Origin of the sequence: Lysobacter sp. CA196 (assembly GCF_052078695.1) — a bacterium.
In the GTDB taxonomy this organism is placed as follows: domain Bacteria; phylum Pseudomonadota; class Gammaproteobacteria; order Xanthomonadales; family Xanthomonadaceae; genus Lysobacter.
Genome location: NZ_JBQJIN010000003.1, coordinates 167,717 through 186,162 on the forward strand (window position 1 = coordinate 167,717; position 18,446 = coordinate 186,162).

An 18,446-nucleotide genomic window follows, 5' to 3' on the forward strand; every position below is an offset into this window, starting at 1 on the left:
CCCAGGACCATGACCCCGTCGACCGAAGCCACGCTCAGCCCCCTCCCCCGCACCGAACCGCCGTTCTGGCTGCCGCTGTTGGCTGGCCTGCCCATGGGCCTGGGCCTGCTGTTGATAGCGGTGCCGTTGCTGGATCACGGTTCGGCGACGGCGTCGCGCACCCTGTATCTGTTGGCGCTGGCGCTGTGGATGCTGCCGTTGACGGCCTTGCAGCGCAGCCTGTGGCGTCGCGGCCTGGCCGGCTGGGCCATGGCCGCGGTCTTGCTGCCGGCGAGCTATGCCATGGTGCTGTCGACCAAGGTGCTCAGCGTGTTGGTGGTGGTCTGGAGCAAGGGCCCATCGCTGCAGGATTTCAATTGGTGGCTGATCTTTCGCGGTCTCGAAGGCGCTTGGCTGGCTTTGATCGCGTACTGCGCCATCCATGCGGTGTCGGTCTATTACGCCGAGTTGCAACGGGCGCAGGCGCGTCATCTGCAATCGCAAGCCTTGCTGCGCGACGCCGAGTTGCGGGCGCTGCGTTATCAGCTGCAGCCGCATTTCCTCTACAACACCCTCAATGCCATTTCCGCGCTCGTGGCGGAAACGCGCAATCGCGAGGCCCGGCAGATGCTGGCCTGCCTGGGCGATTTCCTGCGCGCCACGCTCGACGGCGCACACGGGCATGAAGTCGCACTGGCCGATGAGCTCGCCCTCACCGAAGCCTATCTGGACATCGAAAAGGCGCGCCTGGGTGCGCGCCTGCTGGTGAAGTGGGAGCTCGGCCCCGGCTTGCTGACCGCGCAGGTGCCCTATCTATTGCTGCAGCCGCTGGTCGAGAACGCCATCCGGCACGGCATCGCGGCGCGCACTGCACCGGGCCGGCTCGACATCCGCATCAGCGACGAGGCCGACCGCTTGCGCGTGCAAGTCGACAACGACTTGCCTGCGGAGCCGAGCCACCACGCCGGCACGGATGACGCCACTCGTGCGGAGCCGGTGGGTCTGCGCAATATCGGCGAACGCCTGGCCAATCTCTATCCGGGCGCTCATCAGCTGAGCGCCGGTATCGGCGCCGACGGACGTTATCGCGTGGAGCTGTCGTTTCCCTTGCGCTTACGCGTGGAGCCGGCCGCATGATGCGGGTGGCGGTGGTCGACGACGAGCCGCTGGCGCGCAGCGGGGTGATCGCTCGCCTGGCCGGCTGCAACGACGTGGTGGTCGATGGCGAATACGTCGACGGTCCCTCGGCGCTGGCCGGGCTGCAAGCGCGCATGCCTGACCTGGTGTTCATCGACGTGCAGATGCCGGGCATGACCGGTCTGGAGGTATTGGCCGCACTGCCGCCGACGCGACGGCCGCTGGCGATCCTGCTGACCGCGCACGACAGCTTCGCGGTGCAGGCGTTCGCACTCAACGCGGTGGATTATTTGCTCAAGCCGATCGACGAACTGCGCTTCGCCGAAGCGCTGGAACGCGCGCGCCGCTTGCTGGCCTTGCACTCCAGCGCCACGGCGGCGGAGACGCCGGGCGGCAGCGTTTCAGCCGGCTTCGTATCGGAACCCGCATGGGCGACGCGTTTTTCGGTGCGGGTCGGGCGACGCTCGCTGTTCGTGGCCACCGCCGACATCGACTGGATCGAAGCCGACGGCGACTACGCCAGCCTGCACGTCGATGGCCGGGTGCATCTGCTGCGCGAATCCTTGCATCATCTCGCCACGCGTCTGGACCCGGCCTGCTTCGTGCGCGTGCACCGCTCGACTATCGTGCACGTGGACCGGATCGCCGAACTGCAAGCGCAGACCAACCGCGATGCGATGTTGCGCCTGCACGACGGCACCCCGCTGCGGGTCAGCCGCACCTATATCGACACACTGCTGGCGCGGCTGCACGACGCTCGTCCCTAAACGCGTTGGAACGACGCGTTGGAATGATGTGTTCGGATGACTTCGAATGCAGCGAAGCACCCGTTCGCACCGACTCGGCGCAGGCCGTGCACGACTGGCCGCAGTGCCGGTTCCAAGCGCGTTCCAAGCACGATTTGCGCTACTACAGTGGCGTTCCCGACCCAGGAGCAATGCTGCATGTCAGGTATCCGCCCCCTCCGCGTCAGTCCCCTCCTCCACGCTTCGATGGCGCTGGGCCTGGCGCTGGCCCCGCTTCACACAGCGCTCGCAGCCGACACCTGCACCGCCGCCTCGAACTCACCCGAAGCCAAGACCTCCCAGCTGATGCTCGACGCGCTGATCGCCAGCAACGGCGTGCCGGGCATGGGTGCGGCGGTGTGGCGCGACGGCGAGGTCGTCTGGACCGGCTGCAGCGGCCTGCGCGACCTGGTCGCGAAGCTGCCGGTCGAACGCGACACCGTGTTCCGCCTGGCCAGCGTGTCCAAGCTGCTGGCGATCACCGCCGCGGCCAAACTCGCCGAACAGGGCCGGCTCGACCTGGACGCGCCGGTCTCGGGCATGTTGCCGTGGCTGCGCAACGACTGGTCGCCGATCAGCGTGCGGCAGTTGTCGGCGCATATCTCGGGCATGCCGCATTACCAACCCGGGGACAGAAACGCCGGCCAGCATCACTATGCGACCGGCCGCGACGCGGTCGGCATCTTCGCCGACCGCAAGCTGCTCTCGGTGCCCGGCACGACGTATCGATATTCCTCCTGGGGTTACACCTTGATCGGCGCGGTGATCGAGGCCCGCTCCGGCCAGCATTATCTGGACTATCTCGCCGAGCAGATCACCCCGGGCCTCGCCCTGCAGGCCGATACCGACGGGCTCGGCAACGACGTGTCGCGCCTGTACAAGATCGGCGGCGGTGCACCGCGCCCTGCCCCGCCGAACGATTTCAGCTACACCTGGCCCGGCGGCGGCATGGCCGGCACGCCCGAAGCCCTGGTGCGATTCGGCGGCCGCCTGCTGCAAGGGCGCATCGTCTCGCCGAAGACCTGGCAGGCAATGTTGCAGCCGACGCGTTACGCCAACGGCCAAGCGGTGCGCGAACGCGACTATGGCCTCGGCCTGGGTTGGCGCATCGACGAGGACGACGATGGCGCAAGCATCGCCCATCACGCCGGCACCACCGACGGCGCACGCAGCGCGCTGGTGCTGTGGCCGCAGCAAGGTCTCGCCGCCAGCGTCCTGTCGAACGCGCAATGGGTCTCTGCGATCGACAAGACCGCGATGATGTTGGCGGCACCGCATCGCCCGCGACCGAAAGGCCTGGTGGCCCGGCCCTGCCCGCTCGGCACCACCCGTTACCGCGGCAGCCTCGGCGAACGCCGCTTCGAAGGCGAGATCGGCTTTCGTCTGGTCGACGGCCGTTGCATCGGCCAACTCGGCGCCGCCAATTCGCTCGGCGACTATTTCGATGCGGCCGAAGCCTGGCCGACTCGCAAGCTGCAACTGATCGCGCTCGACCGCGACGGTCAGTTGTCGCGTGCCGCCCTGGTCGCGCCGACCGGGCTGTACGACTTGCGTGCCAAGGCCGGGGGCGGTTGGTCGGCGCGTTTCAACGACGAACTCAGTCTGGAACTGCTGCTCTGAAGCCGGCCATCGGCCGACCGCTTCATTGCAAGCCCTTGATTGCATCGACGACTCAAACCGTAAGGTTCCCGGCAGGCGAATCCGGGCGCGAGCGTGGATGCTCCGTCCTGTCGCCGGCCAGGACTCCGAGCGCTGGCGCAGGTCGCTCTTGTCTCTGCAAGCCCTTGATTGTATTGACGACTCAAACCGTAAGGTTCCCGGCAGGTGAATCCGGGCGCAAACGCGGATGCTCCGTCCTGCCGCCGGCCAGGACGACGCCGGCGCGGCTCGCCGGCATCGGATGCGAGCGAGAGTCGTCTGCACAGTGAGGACAAGATCATGGCTACCATCACCTTCGCCGGTTACGGCGTCTGGAACAGCACCAACGACGTCACCAGCAAAGTCACCCAGCAGTACGCCAACGGGCAACGCAAGTTCATCGCCAACAACGGCGACTACGGCGATCCGGCACCGGGTGAGCGCAAGTATCTCTACATCGTATGGAGCTTCAACGGCAGCACCGACAGCGGCGTGATCGGCGAGAACGACGATCGCGGCATCATCGTGCCCTGATCGCTCGCGGCCGGCGGACTGCCTGCCGCCGGCCCCAGCATCGCGCGCCGGTTCTCATCGAGCCGGCGCGCCTGGCCCGTTCTCGATCAAGGTCTGCCTGCGGGCAAGGTCTCTTCGTCCCGATCGTAGGCTGGCGGGCTGTAGAAGTTGACGGTCTTCAGCAGGGTCCGCCCGGTGTTGCGGATCTCGTGACGCTCGCCGCGTTCGATCAGCAACAGGCTGCCGGCGGCCAGCGGCTGGCGCCGCCCTTCGACGATCGCCAGGCCGCGCCCCGACACCACGTACAGCCATTGGTCCGCACCGCGGTGACGATTGTCGGCGTCGCCTTCTGCGTCGCCGGGCGCGATCACCATTTCCGCCGCCTGCACCCGGCGCAAGTCGAAGGCCACTCGGAAGCCTTTGCCGAATCGAAACCGCTTGTGCTTCATGCGAGCCTCCGCGCTTTCCTCCAGCCTCACCGGCCCGGCGTTAAGCGAACCACCACGCGATGTGAAGAATTCCGCATTCACGTGCATGCCACGTCGGCCCCGCGAGGATCATCGCCTGGCGATCGGCAACATGAGCGATATGGTGGACTCTCGTGCCTCCCGCGTACGCATCGGTTGCGCCGGCTGGGCGCTGCCTTCGGCGGTGAAACCCCGGTTCGGTCGTGGCGACAGCGTGCTCGCGGTCTATGCGACGCGCTTCGATGCGGTCGAAATCAATTCTTCGTTCTACCGACCGCACCGGCGCAGCACCTATCAACGCTGGGGCGAGACGGTTCCCGACGGATTCCGCTTCAGCGCCAAGCTGCCGCGCAACATCACCCACGACGCCGGCTTGCACGGAGTCGCCGAACCGCTCAGCGCTTTCATCGACGAAGTCTCCGGCCTGCGCGACAAACTCGGCGCCTTGCTGGTCCAGTTGCCGCCCAGGCTGGCCTTCGATGCCGCGGTCGCCGCGCGCTTTTTCGCCATGCTCGAACGCCGCACCCCGGCCGCAGTGGTCTGCGAACCGCGTCACCGGACCTGGTTCGAGCCGGCCGCGACCGAATTGCTGCAGCGGCACCGGGTGGCCCGCGCCGGCGTCGACCCGCCGCAACCGCGCGCCGAGGCGGCCAGGCCCACCGAGGTGGGAGACGTCCGCTATTGGCGCTGGCACGGTTCGCCGCGCATCTACTACAGCGGCTATGGCGAACAACGGCTGCGCGGCATGGCCGAAGCGGCCTGCCGCGATCGTCATGCCAAGGCCGAAACCTGGTGCATCTTCGACAACACCGCCGCCGGCCACGCAGTCGACGATGCGCTGAGTTTCCAGGCCTTGTGCCGGAGCACGGCCGATGCCTGAGGGGCCGTCCATCGTCATCCTGCGCGATCTGCTGGCGCCGTATGTGCACAAGACCGTGCGCGAGGTCGGCGCGGACGCGCCGATCGACATCCAGCGCATGCGCCCGGCGTGAACGGTTCATGCCGGGCGCCACCCGGGCGCCAGCTCCGTACTTCAGGCATCGAGCGTGGCGCCGCCGTCGACGCGCAGGTCGTGCAGGGTGATATGCCGCGCCCGGTCCGAGAGCAGAAAACAGACCGCCTCGGCGACATCGTCGGGATCGGCGATGCGTCCTAGCGGAATGCCGAGGCGGAAGCGATCGGCGGCGCCGTGGAGAATGTCGCGGCGCGCCGCTTCGTCGCGGACGAAAGCGCGCTGCATCGCGGTGTCGGTCGAGCCCGGCGAGACGATGTTGCAACGCACGCCTTTCGGCGCCAACTCCAGTGCCAGGCAGCGCAGGTATTGCGTCGCCGCGGCCTTGGAAGCGGCATAGGCCGACATGCCGAAGCGCGGCGCCGAAGCCGCGTTCGAGCCGACCAGGACGATGCTGCCGCGGCCGCGGGCGACCATCCGCCGCGCCACCGCCCGCGTGGTCGCGAACACGCCGCGGGCATTGACCGCCATGCAGGCCTCCCAATCCTCCAGATCGAGATCGAGCGACTCGCCGACGCGCAGGATGCCGGCGACATGCGCCAGGTGTTCGATCACGCCGAAGCCGTCTTCGATCTCGGCCACCGCCGCGCCAACCGCGGCGACATCGGCCAGGTCGAGGACGATGGTATGGACCGGCACGCCCTCGCCGCGCAGCCCTTCGGCCACGGCCTGGAGCAAGCCGGCGTCGCGGTCGACCAGGGCCAGACGCGCGCCCTCCCCCGCCAGGCGCTGCGCCGTCGCTGCGCCGATGCCTTGCGCGGCACCGGCCACCAGCACGGTACGGCCGGCGAATTCGCCGGGCTTGCCTGCGACAGCGCTCAAGCCGCAATCTCGTCGAAGGCGTCCATGATGCGATGGCGTTCGTCGTGGTAACGGTCCTCGTCCCAGCGGTCTTTCCAGTACGGCACCGCATACATCATGTGGCGCGACACGCCGCGGACCTCGGCGAGGAAATCGCGGATCGCGACCACCTGCGCGCTTTCGCCGGCCAGGGTCACCGACACGGTCTCGGCCTGGTTCCAGGGCAAGGTGCGTACCGCATCGAGCAGCAAGCGACTCGCGCCGGCGGGGCCGCCGTGGCGCGACAGCCATCGCGCGTTCAAGCGCGGGTGCGGCGGCAGCGGTTGCACTTCGCTCGCATCCGGCACTTCGATCAAGGCATCGACCTGCGCCGACGCCGGCAGTTTGGCGATGACTGCGTACAGCAAGGGATAACTGCTCGGGTCCCCGATCAGCAGGAAACGCTGCGCATGGCCCCGGAACAAGTCGGGGCCGCCCGGCCCGGCCAGGCCGAGCGGGTCGCCGATGCCGGCGCGCAGGGCCCAGCGCGAGGCCGGGCCGTCGTCGCCGTGCAGGACGATGTCGACGTCGATCTCGTGCGCGTCCGGGTCGATGCGCACCACCGTATAGGTGCGCACGTGCGGCCGCGGTGCATGCTCGGGCCAGACCGGGCCGCGTTCGCCGAAGCTCGGCAACACCGGCGTCTCGCCGGCGGCCTCGGGAAACAACAGCTTGATGTGCGCGCCTTCGCTGCCGCTCGGGAAGCCGGCCAGATCGGCGCCGCCGAGGGTGAAGCGGCGCATATGCGGGGTCAGGTCGACGGCCCGCAGCACCCGCAGCAAACGCGGGCGCGGACGTGCGCCGCTCATGCCGCCTCCGCCGTGCGCGGCGAAGAGACCCGCCGAGCCAGCGCGCCAACGCAGATCGCCGGTTCGGCGATCACCGCTTCGAGCACATCGCACAGCGCGGCGTGATGCGCTTGCAGAGTCGCCGCATCGTAAGCCTGCGGATTGGCCTCGATGTCGAAACGGATGCCTTCGGCCATCGGCGAGACGGTGATGTCGAGGTCCTCGACCGAGCCGACCGAGATCGGGTGGGCGCGGCTGTGCAGTCCGTCGAAGACGAAGCCGCGATCGAACGGCATCAGGTTCACGACCGGGCCGTAGAGCTGGGCATGGCCGTCGGCCAGGCCGAGATCGCGGCGCATCCATTCGTAGTTGTAGCGTTGGTGGCTGCGCAGTTCGCGCAGTTCGGCGGCCACCGCGCGGACCAGGCCGTCGAACCCCTGCTGCGGGTCGATGCGCAGGCGCAACGGCACCACGTTCATGGCCATGCACGGCACCGCGAGCGCGGGCGTGCCGAGCCGGTTCATCACCAACAAACCCAGGCTCAGATCGCTCGCACCGCTGCGCGCATGCAGCCAGGCGAAGATCGAAGCCATCAGCCAGGTCGCCCAGTCGACGCCGAGCGCCCGCGCCGCGGCCTGCCAGCGAAGGTACTCGGCCGGCGCCAGCAGACGGCGCTGCGAATACGAGCTGTCGCCGGGCGCGCACTTCGGCCCCAGGGTGACCGGCTCGCCGACGTCGCCGAAGCGCTGCGTCCAGTAATCGCGGTCGGCGAGGAATCGCGGCGAGGCGCGATAGGCGGCCTCGTCGGCGATGCTGGCCGACAAGGACCAGTCGCGCGCCGGCTCGGCCGCGCGTCCTTCGACCCGCGCCGAATATAGTTCAGCGACGCGGTGAATCAACAACAGATAGGCGAAGCCGTCGAGGGCGATGTGGTGGGCCCGCAGATACCACAGATGGCGATCCGCGCCCAGCGCGATCAACGCGGTCGCGAACAAGGGCCGCTGCGCCAGGTCGGCGCTGCGTTGCAGGTCCTCGTGCATCCAGGCGCGGGCGCTGCGCCAGGCATCCTCGCAGTGCGAATAATCCTGGCGGGCGATCACCACCGGTCGTGTCGTGTCCAGAGTCTGCACGACGTGCCCGTCCTGCATGCGGTAACGCATGTGCAAGGCATCGCAGGCCGATAAGGTCTCGCGCACCGCGGCTTCGAGCGCGGCGAGGTCCAGCGGACCGCGCAGTTCGATCGCTTCGGCGGTCCAGAACGATGGGCTGTCGGGGTCGAGCTGTTGCCCGGCCCACATGCCGTACTGCGGGCCGGTCAGCGGCAATGCAACCGTGTTCGGGTCCATCAGGCGGCCCGTCGCGAATCGATCAACTGCCACCACTCCGAGACGCTGCCGCGTTCGGCCAGTTCGACCAGGCCGATGCGCTCGCCGCGGCTCGACCAGCGTTCCAGCAAGGTCATCAGCCGGATCGAATCCAGGCCGGCTTCGAAAGGATTGTCGGAGGCGGCGATGTCGTCGAGCGGCACTTCCATGATCTGCGCCAGCTCGGTGCGCAAGGCGATCAGGCTGCGCGGCAGGCCCAGGCCGGTGCCGAGCGCATCGATGCAGGCCGCGCGTTCGATAACCACACCGCAACGGCGCGACACGTAGTCCAGCGCCATCGCATGTTCCTCGGCCGAGAAGTCGGCGACCGCGTCGGCGACCATGAACGGCTGGATGTCGTGCATGAAGGCATCGGCGAGGGTCATCATGCAGCCGATATGGGCATAGATGCCGCAGACGATCAGTTGGTCGCGGCCCTGCTCGCGCATGCGTTCGCGCAGGTCGCTGGAAACGAAGGCGCTGTAGCGCCATTTGGTCAGCACCACGTCCTGCGGACGCGGCGCGATCTCGAGCGCGACCGGTGCCAGCTCCGGCTTGGCGGTGATGCCCGGGCCCCACCAGGGCTGCAGCAGGCCGCGCTGGGCCGCACTCTGTTCGGTCGGCTGCGCGGTATACACCACCGGCACGCCGGCGTCGTCGCAGGCGTCGCGCAAGGCGCGGATATTCGCCAGCAGCTCCGGCAACGGCGCCTGGGCGCGGTCGTAGAAGGCGAGGAAGTAATCCTGCATGTCGTGGATCAGCAGCACCGCGCGGGACGGATCCGGGCGCCAGTCGACGCGGTTCGCGGGCAACTGGGCGGTGCCCGGCATGGGATAGGAAGCGATGGTCGGAATCGTCATGACAGCGTTTCGGCGAGAAGTGAATGGGTGTGGGCCGAGGCATCGGCCGGCGGCGCCACGAAGCGGGCGCGCAGGAGTTTCTTGTCGATCTTGCCGACCGCGGTGCGCGGCAGGCGTTCGATCGGCTCGATGCGGTCGGGAATCTTGAACGCGGCGATGCCGCGTTCGCGCAGGAAGCGTTGCAGCTCGCGCGGACTCGGCGCGGGCTCGCGCAGGACCACGAAGGCGCAGGTTTTTTCGCCGAGCCAGCGATCCGGCATCGCCACCAGGGCGGCATCGAACACCGCCGGATGCGCGAGCAGATGACTCTCGACTTCCTCGGCCGCGATCTTCTCGCCGCCGCGGTTGACCTGGTCCTTGGCGCGGCCTTCGACGACCAGGTGCCCCGAAGTCAGGCGCCGCACACGGTCGCCGGTGCGGTAGAAGCCGTCCTCGGTAAAAGCTCGGGCGTTATGCGCTTCGGCGCGGTAATAGCCGCGGATGGTGTACGGCCCGCGGGTCAGCAGATGACCGGTTTCGCCTTCGGCCACCGGTCGGTCGTCGTCGTCGACGATGCGGATCTCGTCGTCGGCGCTGATCGGACGGCCCTGGGTGCTCAGCACCAGTGCCTCGGCATCCTCGTCGCGGGTGTAGTTGACCAGGCCTTCGGCCATGCCGAACACCTGCTGCAGGCGGCAGGCAAACGCCACCGGCACCCGTCGTGCGACCTCATTGGCCAGATGCGCGCCGCCGATCTGGACGGTCTGCAGGCTGGACAGGTCGTGGCGTTCGCGCGCGCGCGACTCCAGCCAGGCCAGGGCCAGCGACGGCACCAGCGAGGTCAGGGTCACGCGTTCGGCGTCGATCAGGCCGAAGCAGAAATCCGGCTCGGCAACGCGTGCGAGCACGACCCGGCCGCCGACTTCGAACACCCCGAGCGCACCGGGCGAACTCATCGGAAAATTGTGCGCGCACGGCAGCACGCACAGGTAAACGCAGTTCTGGTCCAGCCCGCAGATCTCGGCGCTGGCGCGGACGCTGTAGAGGTAATCGTCGTGGCTGCGCGGGATCAGCTTCGGTACGCCGGTGCTGCCGCCGGACAATTGCAGGAAGGCGACTTCGCCGGCCTCCGGCCCGGGCTGATCGATCGGCGCATCGTAGAGCGAATCGAAAGCGTGGAACTCCTGCGCTTCGCCGACCACGATGACGTCGCGCAGGCAGTCCTGCGATGCGCGCACTTCGCGCATGAGCTGGCGGTAATCGAATCCGGCCTCGCGATCGGCGATCACGCAGGCCCGCGCCTGGGTGTGCTCGACGAAGTAAGCGATCTCCGAGCGGCGATGCGCCGGCAAGGCGAACACCGGTATCGCGCCAATGCGGAACAAGGCGTAGCAAGCGAGGTAATACTCGCCGAGGTTCGGCAGTTGCAGCACGACCCGATCGCGCGGGCCGATGCCCAGGCGGGTCAGTCCCGCGGCGAAGCTCCGGATCTTCTCGTCGAACTGCGCATAGCTCCAACGCCGTTCGCCGCAGACCACGGCGATGCGTTCGCCGTGTTCGGCGACGACCTGGGCCAGGCGCTGGTACAGGCCGATCCCGGCCCAGTAGCCGAGCGCGCGGTAGCGCGCGGCGAACTCCTGCGGCCACGGCGTGCAACCCTCGAGCAAATCGGCGCCGCTCATGCCCTACCCTCCGCGCCGGTCGCCTCCACCGCATGGGTCAGCCCCATCGCATTGAGCATGGTACCGAGCTTGGCGGTGGTTTCGGCGAGTTCGGCATCGGGCTCGGAACCGGCGACGATGCCGGCGCCGGCGAATACCGTTGCGCTGTCTTCTTCGACCATGGCGCAGCGGATCGTCACCGCCCACTCGCCGTCGCCTTCGGCGTCGCACCAACCGACCAGGCCGGTGAACAGACCGCGGTCGTAACCTTCCAGTTCGTGGATCACGCCGCGCGCCGGCTCGGTGGGATAACCGCAGACCGCCGGGGTCGGGTGCAAGGCCAGCGCCAGACGCAGCGAACTGGTGTTCGGATCGATCAACTCGCCATCGACCACGCTCGACAAATGCCACATGGTCGGCGTGGCCACCAGCGACGGCGTCTTCGGCACGCGCAGATCGCGACAGTACGGACGCAAGGCCGCGGCGACCGCATCGACGACCAGGGCGTGCTCATAGCGGTCCTTGGCCGATTCGAGCAGGCCGCGCGCCCGGCGCTGGTCTTCCTCGGCATCGGCGACGCGCGGGATCGATCCGGCCAGCGGGTTGGACACCACTCGGGCGCCGCGCTTGGACAGCAGCAGCTCCGGGCTGGAACCGATCAGGCAGGCCTTCGGCCCGGCCGCACCGGCCAGATCCATCGCGAAGGTGTAGGCGCCGGGCGCACGCGTCAACAACTGCGCGAGCAACTGCGGTACGTCGACCCGCGCGGCGATGCGCAGGCTGCGCGACATCACCACCTTGCTGATGCCGCCCTGGTGAATGCGGTCGAGCGATCGCTCGACGTTGCGCTTGAACTGCGCCGGCGCCGGCACCGACTCGACCCGCGGCGCGGACTTCTGATCCGACGGCAACGAACTCAAGGCGGCGCCGCGATGACGCGCACGTCCCGCGGCGAAGGCAGCCTGCGACGGCACCCACAGACAGGAGGCTTCCGAGGCGCTGAACGGCACCGCACCCATCAGCGGCAGGCGCCCGCTGTCGACGGCCACCCGCGCCAGCAAGCGCTCGGATTCGCCGGCCAGGTCGGCGTCGATCGAGTGCACCAAAGTTTCCAGCACGCCGCGCGCATGCAGTTGATGGGTCGCCGAGGAGAACAGCGAGTCGTGCGCCAGATAGCTCGACAACAAAGCCGGAGTCGCAGGCGAGCGGGCGCCGTGGCTTGGGGACTCCACCGCGGTCAGGGCATGCGTTTCGCCGATCATCGCCCGCCCCCTGCCCGCATCGACACGGCATGGCGACGGACGGAGACGAACTGCCGCAACAACGCGGCAGAGGATCGGACACGGGGGGACGCGCAAGCCGCGCCTCGGTATGCGTTCACTGTAATTACCTGCAGGCTCTGGATGTGATCGAGCTTGCGGGCAGGAACGCCGGCTGGCTGAGTGATGACGGGCATCGTACCCGTCATGGAATCGTCGTGCGTCGGCGGGTCGCCGACTGCGGATTAAACTACGCCGAGCCACTTGGCTTGGCAAGCTGGGTGTCGCGCTCGCATCGTTCACTTTCGATGGGTGCGACACATGAACGCTGCGGAGCGCGCCGGTTTTCACACAAACCGGCGCGTCTGCGCATCGCAGCACGCAATCGCCGCCCTGCGACGCGCATCACATCCGGTGCGCGTCGGTAATCCGCGTCAGCGATCCTGGTAATAGACGTCATCGATCAGCACATCGACGTTCTCTACCGGTGGGTCCGACACCAGCATGAACCTCTGTTTCACCGCATGCAGGTCGAGGTCGTGGAAGGCGCCGAACGGAATACTCACCTCGTGCCAGCGGCCGTCGCGTACCAGACCGTATTGCTGGCCGCCGTCGACGAAGTCGATCCAGCTGTCGCCGAACCCAGCTGTCGCCGAACGACGAATTGATGCCGATCTTGAAGGTCGACGCACGTGGGCTGATTGGTAGCAAGCGCGAATGCGCGATGGCGGCATGCTGCACGACGGCAGGCGACATCGCTCCGAAGTCATTGCTTCCCACCTGCGCGGGACGACGGCAGGTGGCGCGGCGACGCGAAGCGCGGCAATACCGGATAATCCCCGCCCGTTTCCCGTTCCACTGCCCGCGAATGCCTGCCTTGCACCGATTGCTGCTGTTCTTCGTCCTCGCCACCGCCAGCCCGGCCGGTGCCGCCGTACCCGAGGTCGCCCTGCCCGAGCGTTGGGTCCATGGCGCGCCCGGCGAAGCGAGCCTGCAGGTGCACGAGGCGGCGCCCGGGTTGTGGATCCTGCGCCAATCCAAGGCCAGCAATTTCGAGGCGCCGTTCCTGTACCTGTTGGCAGGCGACCGACGCGCGTTGCTGCTCGACTCCGGCGCCGAACCTGCCGGCGACGGCGAGGCGGCCGGCAGCGAGCTGCCCTTGCGCGCGACCGTCGATCGCCTGCTCGGCGAATGGCAGCGCAAGCATCGGCTGGATGCGTTACCGCTCGTGGTCGCGCACAGCCATGGCCATCGCGACCACGTCCATGGCGATGCCCAGTTCCGCGATCGTGCCGACACCCGGATCGTCGGCACTCAGCCGCAGCAGGTCGCCGCGTTCTTCGGCCTCGACCGCTGGCCCGAGGGCGAGGCGCGTTTCGACCTCGGCGGCCGCGCGCTCACCGTGCTGCCCTTGCCAGGGCACGAGCCCGCGCATATCGCGATCTACGATGCGCAAACCGCGAGTCTGTTCAGCGGCGACAGCCTGTATCCCGGGCTGTTGACCGTGCGCGATTGGCCGGCCTATCGCGCCAGCGCGGCGCGCCTGGCCTCGTTCGCGCAACGCCACCGGGTCGAACGCGTGCTCGGCGCGCACATCGAGATGAGCGCGCGGCCCGGGCAGCTGTATCCGCTCGGCAGCGCTTATCAACCCGATGAGCATGCCCTCGCCCTCGACGCATCGAGTCTGGCGCTGTGGCAGCAGACCTGCGCCGAGCTCGGCGATTTCCTCCACGAGGAAGTGCGCGACGAGTTCGTACTGGCGCGCATTCCGCAGCCGGGCGAGTTCGCCGACCAACCGAACACGCACGGGATGTTGGTGGCCGGCACCGACGTGGTCTACCTCTCGCATCTGCCGATGTTCCATCGCCCGCACGATTACCAACTGATCTTCGAGGCCGGCCTGCCCGACCAAGCGTTGCAGCGATACCGCGCCGACGCGAAGTCGCATCCGGGCGAGTACTACACACTGGCGCCGAGCGAGCAGTGGGTATTGCCGGATACGATCCGCCCCGACGGCCACTTCAAGGCCGACCTGTACCGCGGCCACTTCGAACGCGGCGGCACGCCCATCCTCACCGGCGTCGAGGTGAAGGTCGACCGGATCGTGCACTTCCGCCGCTTCGAGGCCGGACGCACGCCCGATCCGCGGCAGTGGATCGCCTTCGGCCGCGGCCGCGAGCACTTCCTCGCCCACCGCCTCGAAGGCGCGCCCGACAGGGATCAGGTCGTGCAGGTAACAGCGGCGCATGGCGAAGGCGAGCGTGTCTTCGTCGAAGCGGGTGCGACGGCCGGCAGCGGCGAACTCAAGGCCGGCGACCGTATCGGTGGAGCCCTGGTCGAGCGAGCGCTCTACACCGAGTACGGCGACCTCGCCCGCTGAGCTCCTGAGTTCGCTGCGCAGCGAAGCAACCTTCCCACCGTTTCCGCGGCGCCTCTCACGAACGGTTAACGCAGCGAATCCGGAAACCGTTGAAACTGTCGCGTCTCCTGCCGCATCCTGTGCCGTCTCCGATCCGACGCTCCATGGCCTATTTCCCGCTCCTGCTGCGCTTGCTGCTGATCGTCGCGATCAGCCTCAACGGCTATACCGCGGCCGCGATGTCGGTGGGCGGTGCCCATGCCATGCATGCCGCCATGACGCCGCCGGCCGAGCCGACGATGGCGATGGCCGCAGAGCCGGGCGCGGCCATGAGCGGCCGGCCGGACATGGCGATGAGCGCGGACTGCCATGAAGCAGACGAGGCCCCTGCCCTCGCCGCGCAGCCGCAATCGCCCGCCGAGCCGGACCAGACACCCGACGATTGCTGCGGCAAGTTCCGCTGCCAGTGCGACTGCCTGCAGGCGGTCGCCATCGTCCGCATCGCCTTGCCGATAGCGCCGCAGCTGTCCGACAGTTTGCTGGCCCTGCCGGTCGGAGCCGCCGCGCCCAAGGGCGTGTCGAGCCTGCCGATCCGACCTCCGATCGCCTGAATCGCTCGGCCGGGGCTATGCCCGGCCCGTGGCCCGACGCTCGCCGAGAGCGCTCGCCACCCGCCCGCGCAAGCCTCAAGAACCGGCCCGAACGGCCGCTATGAGTTGCGCGCTTCGCAACACCGTTGCGACTCTTCCGCCAACAGGAAGAACACCATGAACCGATTCAACCGCTTCGACGGCGCCGCGCCGATCGATGCCGGCCGCCGCCGCTTCGTCACCGGCCTGGCCGTGGGCGGCCTCGCCGCAGGCAGCGGCCTGTGGCATTCCGCATTCGCCTCGACCGGCCTGGCCGGCACGGCGCAGACCTTGCGCGGCACCGAGTTCGACCTCTCGATCGGCGCCGCGCAGGTCAACTTCACCGGCCGCACGCGCCCGGCGATCACCGTCAACGGCACCTTGCCGGCACCGATCCTGCGCTGGCGCGAAGGCGACACCGTCACCTTGCGGGTGGCCAATCGCCTCGCCGAAGGCATGTCCTCGATCCATTGGCACGGCCTGATCCTGCCGGCCAACATGGACGGCGTGCCGGGTTTCAGCTTCGACGGCATCCATCCCGGCGAGGCCTATACCTATCGCTTCCGCGTCGGCCAGTCGGGCACCTACTGGTATCACAGCCACTCGCTGTTCCAGGAACAGGCCGGCCTGTACGGCGCGATCGTGATCGATCCGCGCGAGGCCGCGCCGTACCATTTCGACCGCGAGCACGTGCTGCTGCTGTCGGACTGGACCGACCTCGACCCGGGCGCGCTGTTCCGGCGTTTGAAGAAGATGTCGAGCTACGACAACTACTACAAGCGCACGGTCGGCGATTTCATGCGCGATGCGCGCGAGCGCGGCCTCGCCGCGACCCTGCGCGACCGCGGCGACTGGGGCCGCATGCGCATGACCCCGACCGACCTGTCCGACGTCAACGGCCATACCTATACCTATCTGCTCAACGGCGTCGCGCCCGCGGGCAACTGGACCGGCCTGTTCCGTCCCGGCGAGAAAGTGCTGTTGCGCTTCGTCAACGGTTCGGCGATGAGCTACTTCGACGTGCGCATCCCCGGCTTGAAGATGACCGTGGTCGCCGCCGACGGCCAGTACATCCACCCGGTCACGGTCGACGAGTTCCGCATCGCCGTCGCCGAGACCTTCGACGTGCTGGTCGAACCCTCGGGCCAGGACGCCTACACCATCTTCGCCCAGGACAACGCCCGCACCGGCCATGCGCGCGGCACCCTGGCCGTGCGCGAAGGTTTGCAGGCCGAGGTGCCGCGCAACGACCCGCGCCCGCTGCTGAGCATGGACGACATGGGCCACGCCGGCATGTCGCATGGCGGCATGCAGCATGGCGGCGGCCACGACATGTCGCAGATGAAGGGCATGGAGGGCGGCTGCGGCGCGAACATGGGAATGGACAGCGCGAGCATGGCCGGCATGGATCATTCGGCGATGAAGGGCGGCAGCTCAGCGGGCAAGTCGACGGCAGGCGACCAGCGCCTTATCGACATGCGCTCGATGTCGACCTCGGCCAAGCTCGACGACCCCGGCATCGGCCTGCGCGACAACGGCCGCAAGGTGCTGACCTACGCCGACCTGCGCAGCTTGTTCGAGGATCCCGACGGACGCGAACCGAGCCGCGAAATCGAGCTGCACCTCACCGGCCACATGGAGAAATTCGCCTGGTCCTTCGACGGCCAGAAATTCGAGGGCGCCGAACCGATCCGCATGACTTACGGCGAACGCCTGCGCATCGTCCTGGTCAACGACACCATGATGACCCACCCGATCCACCTGCACGGACTGTGGAGCGACCTGGAGAACGAGCAAGGCGAGTTCCAGGTACGCAAACACACCATCGACATGCCGCCCGGCACCCGGCGCAGCTACCGCGTGCGCGCCGATGCGCTCGGACGCTGGGCCTATCACTGCCATCTGCTCTACCACATGGAAGCCGGGATGATGCGCGAAGTGAGGGTCGAAGAATGAACACCTCACTGACGTTGGGTTTTTCCACGTTGACGCTCGCGCTGCTGTGGGCGGGCGGCGTCACCGCGCAGACGATGGATCACGCCGACCACAGCGCGCACGCCTCGCAACAAACCGGCGACAAGCCCGCGGTCGAGCCGTCTGCGACCGATGCCAAGGCATCGGGGCATGGGTCAATCGATCATGCGTCGATGGATCACTCGCAGATGGATCACTCGACGATGCAGGAGCCGCCGCGGACGCAGGCGCCTGCCGCGTCGCAGCCCACGCATCATTCGAAGATGGATCATTCCAAGATGGATCACTCGCGGATGGATCATTCGAAGATGGATCATTCGGGCATGCAGCATGCAGGCGGTACGCCGTCCGCACGCGAGCCGCGCGAGCCGATCCCGACGCCGACCGAGGCCGATCGCATCGCCGCGTTCCCGCCGGTGTCGCATCACATGCGCCATGCGCCGGCGGTCAACCGCTATCTCGTGCTCAACCGGCTGGAAGCGGTCGAAGTCGAACACGGCAGCGCCCAGGCCTGGGAAGGCCAGGGCTGGATCGGCACCGATACCGATCGGCTGTGGCTGCGCAGCGAAGGCGAACGCGAACACGGACGGACCGAATCGGCCGACCTGGAAGTGTTGTACGGCCGCGCGATATCGCCGTGGTGGGACCTGGTCGCCGGCATCAAGCACGATTTCGCACCGGACGGCTCGCAGACCTGGGCGGCGCTCGGCGTGCAGGGCCTGTCGCCGTACAAGTTCGAGGTTGCCGCGACCGCCTACGTCGGCGAGTCGGGACGCACCGCGCTGAACCTGGAAGCCGAGTACGAGCTATTGCTGACCAATCGCCTGATCCTGCAACCGCTGGTCGAAGTCGACCTGTCGGGCCGCGACGATCCGCAACGCGGCATCGGTTCCGGCCTCAGCAAGGTCGAGGCCGGCCTGCGTCTGCGCTACGAGATCACCCGCCGCTTCGCGCCCTATGTCGGCCTCAGTTGGGAACACGCGTTCGGCGGCACTGCTGATTACCGCCGCGCTGCGGGTGAAGACATCGAGGACACCCGCCTCGTCGCCGGCGTGCGGCTGTGGTTCTGAAGAGGCTCGGCCCGGTTCCGAAAGCGGACCGATTGTAAGGTCGCGAACGCGCCCGGCCCCGGCGGCCGGGCGCTTCGTCGGGACCGCTCGCCGAGGGCCGTCCGCGGCCGCTGCAATCTGGCTGCGGCCTGA

The 18,446-nt window shown here is 68.2% G+C and carries 17 protein-coding genes; 9 read left to right on the plus strand and 8 right to left on the minus strand.

Annotation, left to right across the window (positions count from 1 at the left end; genetic code table 11):
* Positions 1-9 precede the first annotated feature (9 nt).
* The 4 genes from ACTOWK_RS04515 to ACTOWK_RS04530 all read left to right on the plus strand — a co-directional run bounded on the left by ACTOWK_RS04515 (position 10) and on the right by ACTOWK_RS04530 (position 4,073).
* The gene (locus ACTOWK_RS04515) at positions 10-1,116 is read left to right on the plus strand and encodes a sensor histidine kinase (protein WP_441328997.1); all 1,107 of its coding nucleotides are present in this window, start codon (positions 10-12) and stop codon (positions 1,114-1,116) included.
* A complete protein-coding gene (locus tag ACTOWK_RS04520) occupies positions 1,113-1,883 on the plus strand; it encodes a LytR/AlgR family response regulator transcription factor (protein ID WP_441328998.1) in 771 nt (256 codons plus the stop codon). Before ACTOWK_RS04515 ends, ACTOWK_RS04520 begins: the two co-directional genes overlap by 4 nt.
* A gap of 177 nt (positions 1,884-2,060) precedes the next feature.
* Entirely contained in the window at positions 2,061-3,521 is a 1,461-nt protein-coding gene (locus ACTOWK_RS04525; protein WP_441328999.1) for a serine hydrolase domain-containing protein, read from the plus strand.
* Between the two features lie 318 nt (positions 3,522-3,839).
* Positions 3,840-4,073: a hypothetical protein gene (locus ACTOWK_RS04530; protein ID WP_441329000.1), complete on the plus strand. Its 234-nt coding sequence runs from the start codon at positions 3,840-3,842 to the stop codon at positions 4,071-4,073.
* A gap of 86 nt (positions 4,074-4,159) precedes the next feature.
* On the opposite strand, the gene ACTOWK_RS04535 is transcribed toward ACTOWK_RS04530, so the two are convergent.
* Positions 4,160-4,501 (minus strand): cupin domain-containing protein, encoded by a 342-nt coding sequence (locus ACTOWK_RS04535; protein WP_441329119.1) that lies wholly within the window; start codon positions 4,499-4,501, stop codon positions 4,160-4,162.
* Positions 4,502-4,631: 130 nt separating this feature from the next.
* On the opposite strand from ACTOWK_RS04535, the gene ACTOWK_RS04540 reads away from it, so the two are divergent.
* Positions 4,632-5,399, plus strand: coding sequence for a DUF72 domain-containing protein (locus ACTOWK_RS04540; RefSeq protein ID WP_441329001.1), 768 nt, complete (start codon positions 4,632-4,634; stop codon positions 5,397-5,399).
* 153 nt (positions 5,400-5,552) lie between these two features.
* Here the strand turns inward: ACTOWK_RS04540 and ACTOWK_RS04545 are convergent, their stop codons facing one another.
* The 7 genes from ACTOWK_RS04545 to ACTOWK_RS04575 all read right to left on the minus strand — a co-directional run bounded on the left by ACTOWK_RS04545 (position 5,553) and on the right by ACTOWK_RS04575 (position 12,974).
* Positions 5,553-6,353: a 2,3-dihydro-2,3-dihydroxybenzoate dehydrogenase gene (locus ACTOWK_RS04545; protein WP_441329003.1), complete on the minus strand. Its 801-nt coding sequence runs from the start codon at positions 6,351-6,353 to the stop codon at positions 5,553-5,555.
* Complete coding sequence (locus tag ACTOWK_RS04550; RefSeq protein WP_441329004.1) at positions 6,350-7,180, minus strand: siderophore-interacting protein; 831 nt, start codon at positions 7,178-7,180, stop codon at positions 6,350-6,352. Before ACTOWK_RS04550 ends, ACTOWK_RS04545 begins: the two co-directional genes overlap by 4 nt.
* Entirely contained in the window at positions 7,177-8,505 is a 1,329-nt protein-coding gene (locus ACTOWK_RS04555) for a condensation domain-containing protein (protein WP_441329005.1), read from the minus strand. Before ACTOWK_RS04555 ends, ACTOWK_RS04550 begins: the two co-directional genes overlap by 4 nt.
* A complete protein-coding gene (locus tag ACTOWK_RS04560; RefSeq protein ID WP_441329006.1) occupies positions 8,505-9,383 on the minus strand; it encodes an isochorismatase family protein in 879 nt (292 codons plus the stop codon). Before ACTOWK_RS04560 ends, ACTOWK_RS04555 begins: the two co-directional genes overlap by 1 nt.
* Positions 9,380-11,044, minus strand: coding sequence for a (2,3-dihydroxybenzoyl)adenylate synthase (locus tag ACTOWK_RS04565; RefSeq protein ID WP_441329007.1), 1,665 nt, complete (start codon positions 11,042-11,044; stop codon positions 9,380-9,382). The genes ACTOWK_RS04560 and ACTOWK_RS04565 overlap by 4 nt, the downstream gene beginning before the upstream one ends.
* Positions 11,041-12,285, minus strand: a complete 1,245-nt coding sequence (locus ACTOWK_RS04570; protein WP_441329008.1) for an isochorismate synthase — start codon at positions 12,283-12,285, stop codon at positions 11,041-11,043. The genes ACTOWK_RS04565 and ACTOWK_RS04570 overlap by 4 nt, the downstream gene beginning before the upstream one ends.
* A gap of 431 nt (positions 12,286-12,716) precedes the next feature.
* Complete coding sequence (locus tag ACTOWK_RS04575) at positions 12,717-12,974, minus strand: hypothetical protein (protein WP_441329009.1); 258 nt, start codon at positions 12,972-12,974, stop codon at positions 12,717-12,719.
* A gap of 185 nt (positions 12,975-13,159) precedes the next feature.
* Here ACTOWK_RS04575 and ACTOWK_RS04580 point away from each other — a divergent pair, with 185 nt between their 5' ends.
* The 4 genes from ACTOWK_RS04580 to ACTOWK_RS04595 all read left to right on the plus strand — a co-directional run bounded on the left by ACTOWK_RS04580 (position 13,160) and on the right by ACTOWK_RS04595 (position 18,314).
* A complete protein-coding gene (locus ACTOWK_RS04580; RefSeq protein WP_441329010.1) occupies positions 13,160-14,662 on the plus strand; it encodes an MBL fold metallo-hydrolase in 1,503 nt (500 codons plus the stop codon).
* Between the two features lie 89 nt (positions 14,663-14,751).
* Entirely contained in the window at positions 14,752-15,252 is a 501-nt protein-coding gene (locus tag ACTOWK_RS04585; RefSeq protein WP_441329011.1) for a CopL family metal-binding regulatory protein, read from the plus strand.
* Between the two features lie 156 nt (positions 15,253-15,408).
* Positions 15,409-17,226 carry a copper resistance system multicopper oxidase gene (locus ACTOWK_RS04590; RefSeq protein ID WP_441329012.1) on the plus strand — a complete coding sequence of 606 codons (1,818 nt, stop codon included), beginning with the start codon at positions 15,409-15,411 and terminating at the stop codon, positions 17,224-17,226.
* A complete protein-coding gene (locus ACTOWK_RS04595) occupies positions 17,223-18,314 on the plus strand; it encodes a copper resistance protein B (RefSeq protein ID WP_441329013.1) in 1,092 nt (363 codons plus the stop codon). Before ACTOWK_RS04590 ends, ACTOWK_RS04595 begins: the two co-directional genes overlap by 4 nt.
* The last annotated feature ends 132 nt before the right edge of the window (positions 18,315-18,446 follow it).